Origin of the sequence: Polynucleobacter sp. 78F-HAINBA (assembly GCF_018882325.1) — a bacterium.
Classification (GTDB): Bacteria; Pseudomonadota; Gammaproteobacteria; order Burkholderiales; family Burkholderiaceae; genus Polynucleobacter.
On record NZ_JACVOQ010000001.1, the window covers coordinates 313,467 to 327,988 of the forward strand.

Annotated in this window: 19 protein-coding genes; 13 read left to right on the forward strand and 6 right to left on the reverse strand. The window is 46.3% G+C overall.

Annotation, left to right across the window (positions count from 1 at the left end):
• Nucleotides 1–28: 28 nt before the first annotated feature.
• The gene (locus ICN11_RS01570; protein ID WP_015420471.1) at nucleotides 29–514 is read right to left on the reverse strand and encodes a YajQ family cyclic di-GMP-binding protein; all 486 of its coding nucleotides are present in this window, start codon (nucleotides 512–514) and stop codon (nucleotides 29–31) included.
• Between the two features lie 120 nt (nucleotides 515–634).
• Between ICN11_RS01570 and murB the strand changes: the two genes are divergently transcribed.
• Nucleotides 635–1,675: a UDP-N-acetylmuramate dehydrogenase gene (murB, locus tag ICN11_RS01575; protein WP_216228831.1), complete on the forward strand. Its 1,041-nt coding sequence runs from the start codon at nucleotides 635–637 to the stop codon at nucleotides 1,673–1,675.
• 4 nt (nucleotides 1,676–1,679) lie between these two features.
• Here the strand turns inward: murB and ICN11_RS01580 are convergent, their stop codons facing one another.
• Nucleotides 1,680–2,729: a GSU2403 family nucleotidyltransferase fold protein gene (locus tag ICN11_RS01580; protein ID WP_216228832.1), complete on the reverse strand. Its 1,050-nt coding sequence runs from the start codon at nucleotides 2,727–2,729 to the stop codon at nucleotides 1,680–1,682.
• Between the two features lie 86 nt (nucleotides 2,730–2,815).
• Nucleotides 2,816–4,021, reverse strand: a complete 1,206-nt coding sequence (gene xseA / locus ICN11_RS01585; protein WP_216228833.1) for an exodeoxyribonuclease VII large subunit — start codon at nucleotides 4,019–4,021, stop codon at nucleotides 2,816–2,818.
• 314 nt (nucleotides 4,022–4,335) lie between these two features.
• Between xseA and ICN11_RS01590 the strand changes: the two genes are divergently transcribed.
• The 6 genes from ICN11_RS01590 (at nucleotide 4,336) to adk (ending at nucleotide 8,276) form a co-directional block, all read left to right on the forward strand.
• A complete protein-coding gene (locus tag ICN11_RS01590) occupies nucleotides 4,336–4,977 on the forward strand; it encodes a MotA/TolQ/ExbB proton channel family protein (protein WP_216228834.1) in 642 nt (213 codons plus the stop codon).
• On the forward strand, nucleotides 4,974–5,432 hold the full coding sequence (locus ICN11_RS01595; protein WP_216228835.1) for a biopolymer transporter ExbD: 459 nt from the start codon (nucleotides 4,974–4,976) through the stop codon (nucleotides 5,430–5,432). Before ICN11_RS01590 ends, ICN11_RS01595 begins: the two co-directional genes overlap by 4 nt.
• 21 nt (nucleotides 5,433–5,453) lie before the next feature.
• Nucleotides 5,454–6,545 (forward strand): tetraacyldisaccharide 4'-kinase, encoded by a 1,092-nt coding sequence (gene lpxK / locus ICN11_RS01600; RefSeq protein WP_216228836.1) that lies wholly within the window; start codon nucleotides 5,454–5,456, stop codon nucleotides 6,543–6,545.
• Nucleotides 6,546–6,557: 12 nt separating this feature from the next.
• Nucleotides 6,558–6,737: a Trm112 family protein gene (locus tag ICN11_RS01605; RefSeq protein WP_216228837.1), complete on the forward strand. Its 180-nt coding sequence runs from the start codon at nucleotides 6,558–6,560 to the stop codon at nucleotides 6,735–6,737.
• A 13-nt stretch (nucleotides 6,738–6,750) separates the two neighbouring features.
• Nucleotides 6,751–7,506, forward strand: a complete 756-nt coding sequence (gene kdsB, locus ICN11_RS01610; RefSeq protein WP_216228838.1) for a 3-deoxy-manno-octulosonate cytidylyltransferase — start codon at nucleotides 6,751–6,753, stop codon at nucleotides 7,504–7,506.
• A 104-nt stretch (nucleotides 7,507–7,610) separates the two neighbouring features.
• A complete protein-coding gene (gene adk / locus ICN11_RS01615; RefSeq protein ID WP_216228839.1) occupies nucleotides 7,611–8,276 on the forward strand; it encodes an adenylate kinase in 666 nt (221 codons plus the stop codon).
• 77 nt (nucleotides 8,277–8,353) lie between these two features.
• Here the strand turns inward: adk and ICN11_RS01620 are convergent, their stop codons facing one another.
• On the reverse strand, nucleotides 8,354–9,118 hold the full coding sequence (locus ICN11_RS01620; protein WP_216228840.1) for a hypothetical protein: 765 nt from the start codon (nucleotides 9,116–9,118) through the stop codon (nucleotides 8,354–8,356).
• 252 nt (nucleotides 9,119–9,370) lie between these two features.
• Between ICN11_RS01620 and ICN11_RS01625 the strand changes: the two genes are divergently transcribed.
• Genes ICN11_RS01625 through ICN11_RS01635 form a run of 3 tightly spaced genes read left to right on the forward strand, consistent with a single transcriptional unit; the run spans nucleotide 9,371 to nucleotide 10,772 of the window.
• Nucleotides 9,371–9,895, forward strand: coding sequence for a hypothetical protein (locus tag ICN11_RS01625; protein WP_216228841.1), 525 nt, complete (start codon nucleotides 9,371–9,373; stop codon nucleotides 9,893–9,895).
• Complete coding sequence (locus ICN11_RS01630; RefSeq protein WP_216228842.1) at nucleotides 9,892–10,581, forward strand: hypothetical protein; 690 nt, start codon at nucleotides 9,892–9,894, stop codon at nucleotides 10,579–10,581. Before ICN11_RS01625 ends, ICN11_RS01630 begins: the two co-directional genes overlap by 4 nt.
• Before the next feature lie 14 nt (nucleotides 10,582–10,595).
• Entirely contained in the window at nucleotides 10,596–10,772 is a 177-nt protein-coding gene (locus tag ICN11_RS01635) for a hypothetical protein (protein ID WP_216228843.1), read from the forward strand.
• An 18-nt stretch (nucleotides 10,773–10,790) separates the two neighbouring features.
• Here the strand turns inward: ICN11_RS01635 and nrdR are convergent, their stop codons facing one another.
• A complete protein-coding gene (gene nrdR, locus ICN11_RS01640) occupies nucleotides 10,791–11,237 on the reverse strand; it encodes a transcriptional regulator NrdR (protein ID WP_015420459.1) in 447 nt (148 codons plus the stop codon).
• A gap of 20 nt (nucleotides 11,238–11,257) precedes the next feature.
• Nucleotides 11,258–12,502: a serine hydroxymethyltransferase gene (glyA, locus tag ICN11_RS01645; protein WP_216228844.1), complete on the reverse strand. Its 1,245-nt coding sequence runs from the start codon at nucleotides 12,500–12,502 to the stop codon at nucleotides 11,258–11,260.
• A gap of 76 nt (nucleotides 12,503–12,578) precedes the next feature.
• Between glyA and tolQ the strand changes: the two genes are divergently transcribed.
• Genes tolQ through tolA form a run of 3 tightly spaced genes read left to right on the forward strand, consistent with a single transcriptional unit; the run spans nucleotide 12,579 to nucleotide 14,477 of the window.
• Nucleotides 12,579–13,235 carry a protein TolQ gene (gene tolQ / locus ICN11_RS01650; RefSeq protein ID WP_041484806.1) on the forward strand — a complete coding sequence of 219 codons (657 nt, stop codon included), beginning with the start codon at nucleotides 12,579–12,581 and terminating at the stop codon, nucleotides 13,233–13,235.
• 2 nt (nucleotides 13,236–13,237) lie between these two features.
• Complete coding sequence (locus ICN11_RS01655; protein ID WP_015420456.1) at nucleotides 13,238–13,657, forward strand: ExbD/TolR family protein; 420 nt, start codon at nucleotides 13,238–13,240, stop codon at nucleotides 13,655–13,657.
• A gap of 19 nt (nucleotides 13,658–13,676) precedes the next feature.
• Nucleotides 13,677–14,477, forward strand: a complete 801-nt coding sequence (gene tolA / locus ICN11_RS01660) for a cell envelope integrity protein TolA (RefSeq protein WP_216228845.1) — start codon at nucleotides 13,677–13,679, stop codon at nucleotides 14,475–14,477.
• The last annotated feature ends 45 nt before the right edge of the window (nucleotides 14,478–14,522 follow it).

Here is a 14,522-nt window from a genome sequence, read left to right on the forward strand (position 1 = left end):
GATGGGTTTGCGAGAACTTGCCCTAAATTTAGTCACGGAAGTTATTAAAGCCTAAAGGCGCTTCTGTTACTTCCTTCTTAAGCAAAGCCATCGTCTCTTGTAAGTCATCCCGCTTAGTGCCAGTAACACGAACCGCATCACCTTGGATGCTAGCTTGAACTTTGATCTTACTATCTTTAATGATGCGTACTACTTTTTTAGATAACTCAGAAGTAATGCCCTTCTGAATCTTCATGGTTTGCTTGCGCTTATCGCCACCAATAGTCTCAGTTTTATCATCCTTAAGATAACGCACATCCACATTGCGTTTAGCCATCTTGCTAATCAGTACATCGCGCACTTGGCCCAATTTAAAGTCGTCATCGCCAAAGAGGATCAAAGTCTCGTCCTTTTGCTCAACACGGCTATCAGAGCCTTTGAAGTCGAAGCGATTGGTGATTTCTTTATTGGACTGTTCGATCGCGTTTTTTAACTCAATCATGTCGGGTTCGCACACTACGTCAAATGATGGCATTTCAACTCCTTAGTTAATCTTGAGTAATCTTGGATATTCTGTTCTGGCAAATCTCATGGGCTTTCTGTAATTTTGAAGCAGAAAGACCGCAGAAAATACGATTGCGAATAAGATTGTGGCATGAACTCCGCACAAAATGCGCCCACCTCGCCAAAATTGACGCCCAATATGGCGTTAAAGTACCGCAACACCTTTGGCTTTGAGGTATGCGCGGAATCAGCCTATGAGATCACTGCTGCAGAACAAATTCCGAAGGTGATGCAGCAAATTGCAGAGCAGAAATTACCTTGGCGAGTTCTTGGCGGAGGAAGTAATGTCATTTTGCCCAAAGTCTTGCCTGGCGTAACCCTCCTAATGAACATTCCAGGACAAGAAATCACCCGGTCTGATGAGAGTAATACGGTGATTACGGTAGGCGCTGGGGTCAATTGGCATGACTTCGTTTCCTGGACCATAGAGCAGCAATTGCCAGGTCTTGAAAACCTTGCCCTCATACCCGGAACAGTTGGCGCAGCTCCCATCCAAAATATCGGGGCTTATGGCGCAGAAGTAGCTGACTTTATCGACAGCATCGAAGCTTTTGATACAGCAGCCCATGCCTTTGTCACCCTCCCGAAAGCAGCATGCCAGTTTGCTTATCGCGATAGCTACTTCAAGCAAAATCCCCATCGATTTATCGTGACAAAGGTCGCTTTTAAAATCCCCAAAGCCTGGGAACCACGACTTCAATATGCTGACCTAGCTAGACAATTTGCTGGTGCAGATACTAAGCCGACTGCTCAGCAAATTTTCACAGCCGTTTGCAATATTCGTTCACAAAAATTGCCAGACCCTAAAGTGATTGGCAATGCTGGCAGTTTTTTCCAGAACCCCATCGTTCCTGACAAGCAATACCTGGATTTACTACAGGTCCATCCGCAATTAGTTTCTTATCCAGACCAAACAGGTATGCGCAAACTGGCTGCTGGATGGCTCATCGATCAATGCGGATTCAAAGGTCAGACGGTTGGTTCTGTTGGCGTTTACAAAAACCAAGCTCTGGTACTAGTCAATCATGGCGATGGCACAGCTGAAGACATTCTTAATTTAGCCAAATCCATTCAAGACAAAGTACGTGAAATCTATGGCGTTCAACTTGAGATTGAGCCGAATATTTTCTAAAAAATTAGTCAATATTTAATGTAAGTAATTCTGGATATTGCCTCAGTAAAGCTTGCTTTCCCTGATTTAATCTTTTAATCCATCCTGGACCACGCGACAATGCATCAGACCATGCATCTCTCACTAAATTGGCATTACCACTCTCAAAAAGCACCTTAAAAATTGCTGCGGCTTGCCCAAGATCCTTATTTGCCTTTGATCGCTCGCTAACGGGTCGCTCACCATAAATAATTAATTTATGGACCGCGTAGCGTTCAGGCGAAGGAATATTAACAATACAAGCTCCTTCTTTGGAAAGCAAAACTGCTTGCGTTGTATCGATCAACGAAAATTCCATAAACTTCAGGCATTCCAATGCTAGACCTAGCTCGGGCAAAACTACAGGCCCACCGTTACGAGTTTGAGGGGTAACAAAATCTAGTCGCAACTCCGGGTCTTTTGGATTGCGATACTGGGCACCAGTTTTGCCAGAAAACTCTGTGATTGGTAAAAGGCCCATCTCAAGTGAATTCAAGGCATCGTGAACGGAAATTTTGACATTCGCACATAAGGCAATCGACACATTCTTACCTGCGTGAGCAAAATCAACATCCATCGTCAAATTTGATGAGAGCCATTTCACTCCCAGCATATTGCCCATAGCTAAAAAGGCGTGGGTCCCAATCAATATCCCACCAGCACCAAAGAAACCGTACTGATCCAATCGATTGATTACTCTAAAATGCTTAGTCAGCGCACTTGCGCAACCCAGCGCCTCAGCAGACTTTGCTAGCGCCTTGATTTTGATCTGCAAATCACCCGCTTTTACAGCATCATGCTTTTTAATCAAATCGAGAATCCTGTCATCCTCTGGTCCTACATAAGCCATCCGACCAGTACCATCTAGGTCCCTATAGCCGTAATAGATATAGGGCCTTCCCTTTTGCATTTGTTTATGAAACGCGCCCGGTAATATCCGAAATCGATCGATGCTCTGAATTCGTAATTGATCTTGCAACTCCGCATACGCTGTTTGCGCAGACAAGGATAGAGGGGTGTATAGATCTGATTTCATCTCGTTATTATACAGAAAAATAATTGTATAATAACCAGTAAGATTAAGTAGTTACTGACTTTGAATGGATAAGTCCAGTCGACACCTTACTTGATATTTGCAAACTCGACTTCCACTTGACCTTCTGCTAGCTGCACCTGGAATACCTCTTTCGTGTTGAGCTCCTTGGGGTTGCGTACTGCATGCATTGCTTGCTCCTCTTTGCTCAAGATGACTGCGTAGCCTCGCTCTAGCGTTCTTTGCGGGTTGAGCATTTCTAGTTGGGCTTGGTAGTGGCCTTGATTGCGCTTCCAACTCTCTACCCGCACACCCCATGCTTGATTGAGGCGTTGTTGCCAGCTCGCAATTTGCTCACGCATGCGATCAGGGTTTGGTAAAGCATGGCCTAGGCGCAATGCTAATTGATCTAGAGTTTGCGCTTCTCGCTCTACACGCTGACTCACTCTTTGCAAGAGCGCTTGCATGATGGCATCAAGCTCTTGCAACATTTGATCACGACGTGGTGCTGCCAACTCAGCAGCGCCTGTTGGGGTTGGTGCTCGCAAGTCAGCAACAAAGTCTGCAATCGTGACATCAGTTTCATGACCAACACCGCTGACTATTGGGATGCGCGATTGGGCAATTACATAAGCCAGCTTCTCATCATTAAATGCCCAGAGGTCTTCAATACTGCCGCCACCCCTCACTAACAAAATGACATCAACAGCATTTTCTTTTTCAGCAGCTTTGATTGCGGAAATAATTCCCGCAGGCGCATCCGGACCCTGCACTAGGGTTGGGTAAATCACAATCGGAATATGGGGGGCTCTTCTCGCTAAAGTGCTGAGCACATCCTTGAGTGCAGCAGCCTGTGGCGAGGTGATGATGCCAATGGATCTTGGATGGGTTGGGATCTCACGCTTAGTCTCAGCATCAAAGAGACCTTCTTTGGCTAATTTAGCCTTGAGTTTGAGGAAGGCTTCATATAGCCCGCCCATACCAGCACGTCTTAGGGTTTGAATTGTGAGCTGAATATCCCCCCTGGGAACATACATTCCCAGCTGAGCACTGACTTCCACCAAATCACCAGACTGGGGCATAAAACCGACCTGTCCGTTACGACCCCGGAACATTACGCAGCGGATTTGCCCTTCCTCGTCTTTGAGAGAAAAGTACCAGTGGCCACTGTCATAAGCCTTGAAATTAGAAATCTCCCCGCTCACCCATACGGTGTCAAAGCGCTCCTCTAAAGAGCTCGCAATGGCGCGGTTTAGGTCGCCAACACTCAGAATTTCCCTTGATATTTCCGACATTTTTTCTCTATTTCTACACAAGCACCTGGCTTAGCGGCCAATAAATATCCACAGAAGCACATTCGCCTGCGATTTAACCGCTAAAAGTAAGTAATTACTGACCCAAAACGTCTCATAAATCCAACAGATGATCTCTATCCTTTTGATTTATATCATAAATTATCACTCTCGATTTTGAGTGTATTTGCCCAAAATCGGACATCTTTACCATCAATCAAGGACTTACAAGCCATTTCCTAGAAAGTTTTGCACAGAGTTATCCACAGGCTGACTTTCAGAAAACGGGTTTTTAATTCAGCTAAAGTACTGAGCTTATGTACTCAATCTTACTGTCTGCTGGCTGGCCTATCTGGCCACTCCTCATCATCTCCATTATTGGCCTCGCCATCATGCTCGAGCGAGCTTGGTATTTGCGCCAAATCCACATTTTTCCTAAAGATAGCCTTGAATCTGTTTTTGCCTTGGCTAATGCCATTTCAGGGCAAAAAAAGGTTTCTGAGGACGAAATCACTGCAGTTAGCCAAATTTCCCCCGCAGGCTCGCTCTTTGCTTGTATCTTGCGCGAGAAATCAGCTGGCAGCTCAGCAGACTCCGCTCTAGAGGAGCTGCAAGCAACAGCTCAGACCACGTGGCTCAAGCTGGATCGTTATTTAGGTGCACTAGCTACCATTGCGACAGTTGCACCCTTACTTGGCCTCTTTGGTACCGTGGTGGGCATGATTGAGATCTTCGGCAGTCAAGGCGCAATTCATGGGGGCGCAGGCAGCCCTCAACAACTAGCCCATGGAATTTCTGTAGCGCTTTACAACACGGCATTTGGACTGCTCATTGCCATTCCAGCATTGGCTGCGTGGCGTGGCTTACGTGCGATGGCCAATCAGCGTCAGCATGAGTGCGAAGAATTTACTCGTCAGCTGTTTAAGAAGTTATATCCCAACTCCACCACTTCAAAATGAATTGGTTAAACAATCGCATTGGTTATCAGGGTCGATTCTCCCTGGGCATTAAATCTGCCCCAGTAGAGCCAGAGATTAACCTCATCCCTTTTATTGATGTGCTCTTAGTGGTACTCATCTTCTTGATGATCTCCACCACCTTTACGCGCTACCAAGAACTCGCTATCACCCTTCCCACCGCCAATGGCGCAGCTAGTCAGACCGAGGTGAAACAAATTCATATTGCAGTAAGTCGCGATGGACGCTTTGCAATCAACGGCAAAGTGACTGACCGCAACCAACTTAGCAATGCACTGAATTTACTCAATCAGAACAGCGCTAATAAAGAGGGTGGTATTCAGATCAATATCGATGCAGATGCGAGAGCACCCCATCAAGCAGTGATGAGCGCGCTAGAAGCTGCTCGTGATGCCAATCTATCTAATATTGTTTTTAGTAGTCAGACAAAGAAGTAAAAAGCATTTAAATTACTTTTAATGTCATCCACAAAATCCTCCGCCAGCCTAAAGAAGGCCCCTCAGTTTTGGGAGCGACGTGGCCCTACCAGCATCGTGCTCTGGCCCCTATCTTGGGTATACGGTTTAATCAATCGCGCCCTTGATCTCATCAACGACCTAGGAATTGGTAGCAGCAAACCACAAGCAGTGCCCGTAATTATTGTGGGTAACATCCGCGTGGGGGGTACCGGCAAAACACCTATCGTGATTGCTCTAGCTGAACGCCTAGCTCGCATGGGATGGAAGCCCGGAATTATCAGCAGGGGTTATGGTGCTGTAGGATTAAGGGCACCTACTCAGGTGCAAAGTGATTCAGATCCATCGGTCGTGGGTGATGAGCCGGTACTGATTGCTAAACGCGCACAGAATCAATTTCCGATCTGGGTCTATCCAAAACGTGTCGAGAGTATTCGTGCTCTTCTCAAGAAAGATCCTTCGGTCAATGTCATCATCAGTGATGATGGTTTGCAACACCGTGCTTTAGCGCGTTGGCCAGCTAGAGAAGGTGGTCGTGATATCGAATTGGTGGTGCGGGATGCGCGTGGTGAAGGCAATGGCTTCTTGTTGCCCGCTGGCCCCCTACGTGAGCTGGCAACGCGAGAACGGGATGCAACCCTCATGACTGGTGTTGCCACGCCCATAAGCCTGGTTGATGAGTATTTCGCGGGAAGAAGAGCATTTACTTTGGGTACTCAATTAGGAATGCCCTATCAACTCATTCACCCCGCCAATACTCAGTCACTCGCCTCAATCGCCGATACCTATCTGCCCAACAAAATCACTGCTGTAGCAGCCATTGGTAACCCCCAACGCTTTTTTGATGATTTACTCAAACAAGGTATTGCAGGCAAATGTATTGGTTTAGCTGATCATGCTAGCTATACCCCAGAATTTTTCTCCGCCATTCATGCTGAATGCATCCTCATTACAGAAAAGGATGCCGTAAAATGCTCCTCAATAGAGGATGAACGCATTTGGGTAGTGCCAATGACTTTAGACCTACCGAATGCCTTTGCCGACTGGTTGCAATCGATTTTGCAAAGACCCGACCCCAATCAATACACCCTATAAAAAAGATCAGATATGGATAAGCGCTTACTCGAAATTTTGGTCTGCCCTTTATGCAAAAGTACTTTGCATTTAGATAGTGAGAAGCATGAGCTCGTTTGCAAAGCAGATCGCTTAGCTTACCCAATCCGCAATGACATTCCGGTCATGCTGGTTGATGAGGCACGCAGCTTGACCGCTGATGAGTGCCAATAATTGATCTACATTCATGAGCGCTAAGCCAACAGAATTTTTAGTTGTTATTCCAGCCAGACTAGGCTCAACTCGCCTGCCACGCAAACCACTAGCCGATATCGGTGGTAAACCGATGGTGATTCGAGTAGCTGAACGAGCCCAGCAATCTTTGGCGCAAAGCGTTGTGGTCGCAACAGACTCCCCAGAAATACAAGCAGCCTGTGATGAGCACCGCATTGAGTGTCTATTGACTAGCTCAGATCATCCAACGGGAACTGATCGCATTGCAGAAGTAGCCCAATTACTAAAACTGCCAGCTGATACTCTGGTTGTGAATGTGCAGGGAGATGAACCCCTCATTCCTCCAGAGCTGATTAACCAAGTAGCCCAAACTTTGGCCGATCATCCAGCTTGCGCTATCTCAACCGTTGCCGTGCCCATTACAGATGAAGCAGAAATCACCAATCCGAATGTTGTTAAGGTGGTTCTCAATCGCTCTGGCGAGGCACTGTATTTCTCCAGAGCAAGTATCCCGTTTGTACGTGACCCAGGGCTAGCCCAATCAGCAATACATTTACGCCATCTGGGCATCTACGCCTATCGAGCTGACTTTTTACAGGCTTACACCCGATTAGAACCAGCCCCACCTGAACAGGCAGAAGCCCTTGAACAGCTGCGCGCCCTTTGGAATGGTTACCGTATTGCTGTCCATACTGCCAGCGAAGCCCCGCCAGCAGGGGTAGATACCGCGGAAGACCTAGAGCGAGTCCGTCGCATCTTGGTCAACTAAGCAAGAATCTGGTTATCCATGGGTTCTCGGGGATAATCCTAGGAATTAGTTACAAGGGATCCCGAAAAAATACGGGACAATGAGGGTCTTCTAAGGGGAAAACAATGCGGTTAATTCTGCTCGGTGCACCAGGTGCTGGCAAAGGAACACAAGCTCAGTTCATTTGCGAAAAATTTGCCATTCCACAAATCTCGACAGGCGACATGTTGCGCGCTGCCGTGAAAGCGGGAACTGAACTTGGCATCGCTGCCAAAAAAATTATGGATGCCGGTGGCCTTGTTTCCGATGACATCATCATTGGCCTAGTAAAAGATCGCCTTACTCAGCCCGATTGCAGCAAAGGTTATTTGTTTGATGGTTTCCCAAGAACCATTCCTCAAGCGCAAGCCATGAAAGATGCTGGCGTACCAATCGATTACGTTCTTGAAATTGATGTGCCATTTGATGCCATCATTGATCGCATGAGTGGTCGTCGTGTTCATCCAGCCTCTGGTCGCACCTATCACGTCAAGTTCAACCCACCAAAAGTGGCAGGCAAAGATGATGTGACTGGCGAAGATTTGATTCAGCGTGATGATGACAAAGAAGAAACCGTCCGCAAGCGTTTGCAGGTATACAACGATCAAACCCGTCCATTAGTTGAGTACTACTCCACATGGGCCACTCAAGGTAATCCTACTGACAAAGTAAAGGCACCCGCCTATCGCAAAGTCAGCGGCACTGGTAGTGTTGATGACATTACTGCTTCTATCTTTGCGGAACTCAAATAAACCATTGGCTAGTCTGAACACCCTATGACAGCAGGACTGCATTGCAGTCCTACCTTTATCTTATATACATTAACTCTCTATTGAATTTCATCCTCTTCTGTCATCAATAGATCAATTTGCGCTTTTAAACGACTTTTATCAGCCTCGTAGAATGGCATTGGGATATGTAGCCATGCCCGCCTTCCACCAGACAATCGCACTGGAATCTTATCAATATTGACCGACTCTGAGGGCGCCTGAACTTGCTGCCCAAATATATTTTCAGTAGCGCTTGCCTCCACCTTTTGCCGTTCAACGGATTCGACTTGTGGGTTTAGTATTTCACCGTCACCCTCAATTAATATATCTTCTGAGGTTGAGTTACTCGCACCATCAAAGTACCCAGCAAATTCAACCGATTTACGAAAAACCGTTAATACTATTTCCGCCGTATTAGGAGCAAAGCCACGCTGAATAAGCTCAAACTTTAAATTGGCATCTGATGGCAACCCCGAGCTATAACGCTCCAATAACTCTGTATATAACTGAGGGCGGCGTAAAAAACCAATTAGCAAAGAACGTTTCATGGTTTCATCTGGCGCAAACTTATATGCTTCAAGCTCCTTAGTCACCGCTAAAAATCCATCCTTTGGGCGACTAAGTAACCCCAGATAGCGAAGTGAGGCAATCAGAGCCAGTGCGGCACCATTATTTGCATTCTTATAACCCAATGCTTGCGCCACGACATCAGTTGGGGCTGGATGCAATCTTTCTGCCTCATAAATCTGGAATGCGCGTTCTAGCGCTTCGTTCAGAGTCACCCCTGGCGCACGAGGACTTCTTTTTTTGATGTTTACTTCCATATGGATAACCTTGAAATGAGTGTTATTTACATGAATACATACAGCTATTAGTATGAGTGAAATTATACAAAAAAATATACTTTTTTAGTATTTTACATACTAAAATTGCATTTTTTTACAAATCATCTGGTTCATCAAGGGCATAGCGCAAAGTTTTCTAAATTCAAGAATAAAGAATAATTGTCTTTTTTCAGTCTTATTAGGTAGAATTCTAAATTCAAGAATAAAGAATACTTAACAAACAATATAAATATGCGCCTTAAACAACCCTCACTTAAACCTCAAGATTTAGTGGTTGCATTAAAAATCGCTGCAAATCGAGAGCGCCAATTTACTTTTAATCAATTGGCCTCGGAGTTAAATATGTCAATTTCTGAAATCCATGCGGCGTTTCTTAGAGCAGAAAAATCCCGCCTTGTTTCAAGATCCAGTGGAAAGATGGAGTTTATCGGATCCGCTTTACGTGAATTTATAGAGCATGGTATGAAATATGCGTTTCCGGCAGTTATTGGCACGATCGAACGTGGTGTACCCACCAGTGTGAGTGCGGCACCACTCAATCAACATTTTGCGAAGACTAATGAAGCTCCTTTGGTTTGGCCAACCCCTGATGGATCCGTAAGAGGGCAATCTTTGCTACCCCTCCATCACTCGGTAACTGAAGCAGTAAAAGTAGATTCAAGGCTATATGAATTCCTAGTCCTTGTGGATGCTATTCGCTGTGGCGCAGCACGGGAACGTGAAATGGCAATTTCTGAAATTGGAAAACGGCTTTGAACTTACAAACCGATCCTAATTTAGTAAATATTCAATATGTTGCCGAAGCCTTGGGTGAATTTCGCAATAGCGTTGTGCTTGTTGGCGGGGCAGTAGTTGGAATCCTCATTACTGACGCTGGTCGACCACCGGCAAGACCGACTTTGGACGTCGACTTAGTGACAAAAGTATCAGATCGAGCAGAGTACTATCAAGTTTGCGAGGCTCTACGTAACGCAGGCTTCAAAGAAAATAGCGAGGCAATCTGCCGCTGGACAAAAGATGAGGTGCTAATCGACCTCATGCCTACTGACCCTGCCATTTTGGGGTTTAGTAATCGGTGGCACGAGCTTGCAATGCAAACATCCATTCCTATAACACTTCCGAGTGGATTGATGTTGCGGCATATTTCAGCGCCACTATTTATTGCAAGCAAACTTGAATCATTTAATGATCGTGGCAATGGCGACTATACGCATCATGACATCGAGGATATCGTCAATTTGGTTGATGGCAAATCAAATTTGAATATTGAGTTAGCGGCTGCTCCCATAGATGTTCAATCATTTATCCGCGAGGAGATTGAACATCTATTAATCGACCCAGACTTTATAGATCGACTTCCGTGGCTCCTAAATCCAGCGTCAACAGAACAAGGTCGAGCCGCTACGATTATTGAGAGACTAAGAATTCTGGCCGGAATGTAAGGAAGGAATTGATCATGACAAATATAAAATCGACCAGCAGAATTATTAATGAAATGCACCAAACCATACGTGGACTTGATCGCTGCGAAGTGCCAACTGTAATACTCACTAAAAATTTTGGAAAATTTATATGGGGGGCCAGAAATAAAACGAAACACTGCAAGAGCACCGATGAAGCTAAAAAAGGATAAATTGCAGCCCTAAAATAACTACTTCAACTCTTTCAACGCACTCTCAAAAGATTCAATATCTGCAAAGCTTCGGTAGACAGAGGCAAAGCGAATGTAAGCGACTTTGTCTAAGCGCTTGAGTTCACGCATGACGAGTTCGCCAACACGCTCACTGGGGATTTCTTTTTCACCCAGACTGAGTAGCTTTTCTTCAATGCGGGCAATTGACTCATCAACTGAGTCGGAGGAAACGGGACGCTTACGCAATGCCAGCTTGACTGAGCTCACGAGCTTGTCATGACTGTATTCAACACGACTGCCATTCTTCTTCACGATTGCCGGCAACACCAGCTCTACACGTTCATAGGTAGTAAATCGTTTATCGCATTTGGCACAACGGCGGCGGCGGCGAATAGTGTCGCCTTCATCCGATACCCGGGTATCTAATACCTGGGTATCGTCGTTATGACAAAAGGGGCAGCGCAATGAGTGCTCTCTTTACGCTTTTAGCCGTAAACCGGGAAGCGCTTAGTGAGCTCGGCTACTTGAGCGCGCACCTTAGCAATATTGTCAGCATCATTTGGATTATCTAGAACATCCGCAATGAAGTTACCAACTTGACGCGCTTCAGCTTCTTTGAAACCACGGGTTGTCATAGCTGGTGAACCCAAACGAATACCGCTAGTCACCATTGGCTTCTCTGGATCGTTTGGAATACCGTTCTTGTTACAAGTAATGTGTGCTTCGCCCAATACACGCTCAGCTTCTTTACCAGTCATCTTCTTAGCGCGTAGATCAACCAACATGACGTGAGAATCTGTACCACCAGAAACAATACGTAGACCGCGTGAGATCAAAGTCTCGGCCAATGCTTTTGCGTTTGCAATCACTTGTTTTTGATAATCAATAAAGCCTGGCTCTTGCGCCTCTTTAAATGCAGCTGCTTTACCAGCAATCACATGCATCAAAGGACCACCTTGCAAGCCTGGGAATACTGCGGAGTTAATAGCCTTCTCGTGCTCAGCCTTCATCAAGATGATGCCGCCGCGAGGACCACGCAAACTCTTGTGCGTTGTGGAAGTTACGATATCAGCATGTGGCACGGGGCTTGGATATACGCCAGCAGCAATCAAACCAGAGTAATGCGCCATATCCACCATAAAAATAGCGCCAACTTCTTTTGCTAACTTACCGATTCGCTCCCAATCAATCACCAATGAATAAGCAGATGCTCCAGCAATAATGAGTTTTGGCTTGTGCTCACGCGCCAGACGCTCCATTTGCTCGTAATCGATCACTTCGTTTTTATCAAGGCCATAGGAGATCGGGTTAAACCACTTACCGCTCATATTCAAAGCCATGCCGTGGGTTAAGTGACCACCTTCAGCCAAGCTCATGCCCATGAAGGTATCGCCTGGCTTTAAGAATGCCAAGAACACTGCCTGGTTAGCAGATGCGCCGCAATGCGGCTGTACGTTCGCCGCCTCTGCACCATATAGCGCTTTTACACGATCAATCGCTAATTGCTCAGCCACGTCCACAAATTCACAGCCACCGTAATAACGCTTACCTGGATAGCCTTCAGCATACTTGTTGGTCAACTGTGAGCCTTGAGCTTGCATCACTGCTGGGGAGGTGTAGTTTTCAGAAGCGATCAGCTCAATATGGTCTTCTTGACGCTTATTTTCATTCTGAATCGCTGCCCACAATTCTGGGTCGGTTTTGGCTAAAGTGTTTTGGCGGTCAAACATGGTGATAATCCTAATGAAGTTGGATTGCTACGTTAATTAACTTAGTAAAATCAACCTACATCATACAAAATCCACCATGACACCTACTCAAGACCTCTCATTCCTCTCCCTAGTCCTTAATGCCAGCCTATTAGTCCAGTTAGTAATGTTGTTATTACTGGGGATGTCTGTGGCCTCTTGGACCATCATTTTTAAGAAAACGGCTATTTTGCGAGGCGTAAGACAAGATACCGAGCGTTTTGAGCGGGATTTTTGGTCTGGCGGCGACCTTGGCACCCTTCTGGAGGCAGCGCAGCGTAATACCCGTAGCGATGCCGTTTTAGAGCATATCTTTGAAGCTGGCATGCAAGAGTTCATGAAAGTACGTGAAATCGATGCTGCCCGCCGTGCCATGAAAGCCACCTATCAACGTGAGATGGACGCCCTAGAGGCTAATCTCCCATTCTTAGCTTCGGTCGGCTCTGTGTCTCCTTACATCGGCTTGTTTGGCACCGTTTGGGGCATCATGCATGCGTTCCGTGGCTTGGCTAACGTTCAAAACGCCACCCTGGCGGCAGTAGCCCCTGGTATTGCTGAGGCACTGGTCGCAACCGCGATCGGCCTATTTGCTGCGATTCCTGCAGTAGTGGCTTACAACCGCGCGGCAACCGATGTAGATCGCCTATCCATCCGCTTTGAAACCTTTATAGAAGAATTCACCAACATCTTGCAACGTCAAGCTGCAGGTAAATAAGCATGGCCGGCTCACTCAGAAAGTCCTCTAAGCGTCGGGCAATGGCCGACATCAATGTGGTGCCCTATATCGATGTGATGTTGGTATTGCTGGTCATCTTTATGGTGACCGCACCGATGGTCAATCCCGGTGTCGTGAATTTGCCTACTGTAGGTGGTGCAAAAGTGCAATCCTTGCCACCCGTCTTTTTAACGATTGATGCCAATGAAAATGTCATTGTTCGTAAAGACGGTGATCCGGTTCAAACTTTGAATAAATTTGAACTTGGCGCCTTTGCCAGATCACAAGCCGAGAAGTCCGCCGAGCAACCCGTTGTTCTTGCTGCTGATAAATCCATTAAGTACGAAGTAGTGATGGAAGTGATGTCCAAGCTCAAAGAAAATGGTGTGAAACGTGTCGGCCTTGCCGTGAAGAGCCAATAGGTCTCTTTGTCTTTCATTCATGAATAGCGCGCAAACTTTTCACTCAAGCTTCTCACGAGGCCGGCCTACTAAAAACGAAAGTACTAAACGTGCTTTTAGTTTTTCACTGGCTGCGCACTTAGGTTTAGTCGCATTCTTAGTCATCGGCATCAGTTGGAATAACTCCACACCATCAGGAGTAGAAGTTGAGCTTTGGGATGCGAGTCAGCAAGTCGAAACGCCTGTTGTGCCAGAACTCAAAACGGAAATGAAAGAAGAAGCGGCCGACATCGCCATCAAGAAAAAGAAGGTTGAGAAAGAGCCGCCTAAAAAAGAAGTGGTGAAAGAAACCCCTAAGCCACCGAAACCGACTCCACCTAAGGAGAAGGAAAAAGAGAAACCAAAAAAGGCTGAAGCCCCGAAAGCAACTGCCCCCGCCGAAACTAAAGCCAATGCCGCCGCCGAGAAAGTGCGTGCCGACCAATTAGCCCGTCTGCGCGCTGCTGCTGGGGCTGAAGGTGGCAGCGGTGGAACCAGTGGAAGTGGTGTTGGTGGCGGTGGTAATGCACCTCCAGGATGGACGGATAAAGTTATCAAAAAGGTTAAGCCTCTAATTGTGTTCAACCCAGAATCCATTAGCGGTAATCCTGCGGCAGTCGTTAAAGTCAATCTGGCACCCGATGGCGCAATCTTAAGCACCGATCTCATTACCTCTAGCGGCAACGCCGGCTGGGATCGCGCAGTGTTACTTGCACTAACCCGTGCGGAGAGCCTGCCAAAAGACGACAATGGAAAAATTCCTCAAAGAGAAGTTAAGCTGACCTTTAAACCCAAGGACTAAAGCATGTGGCAAGTAGCTAAAAAGTATTTTTTATCAGTGGTAACA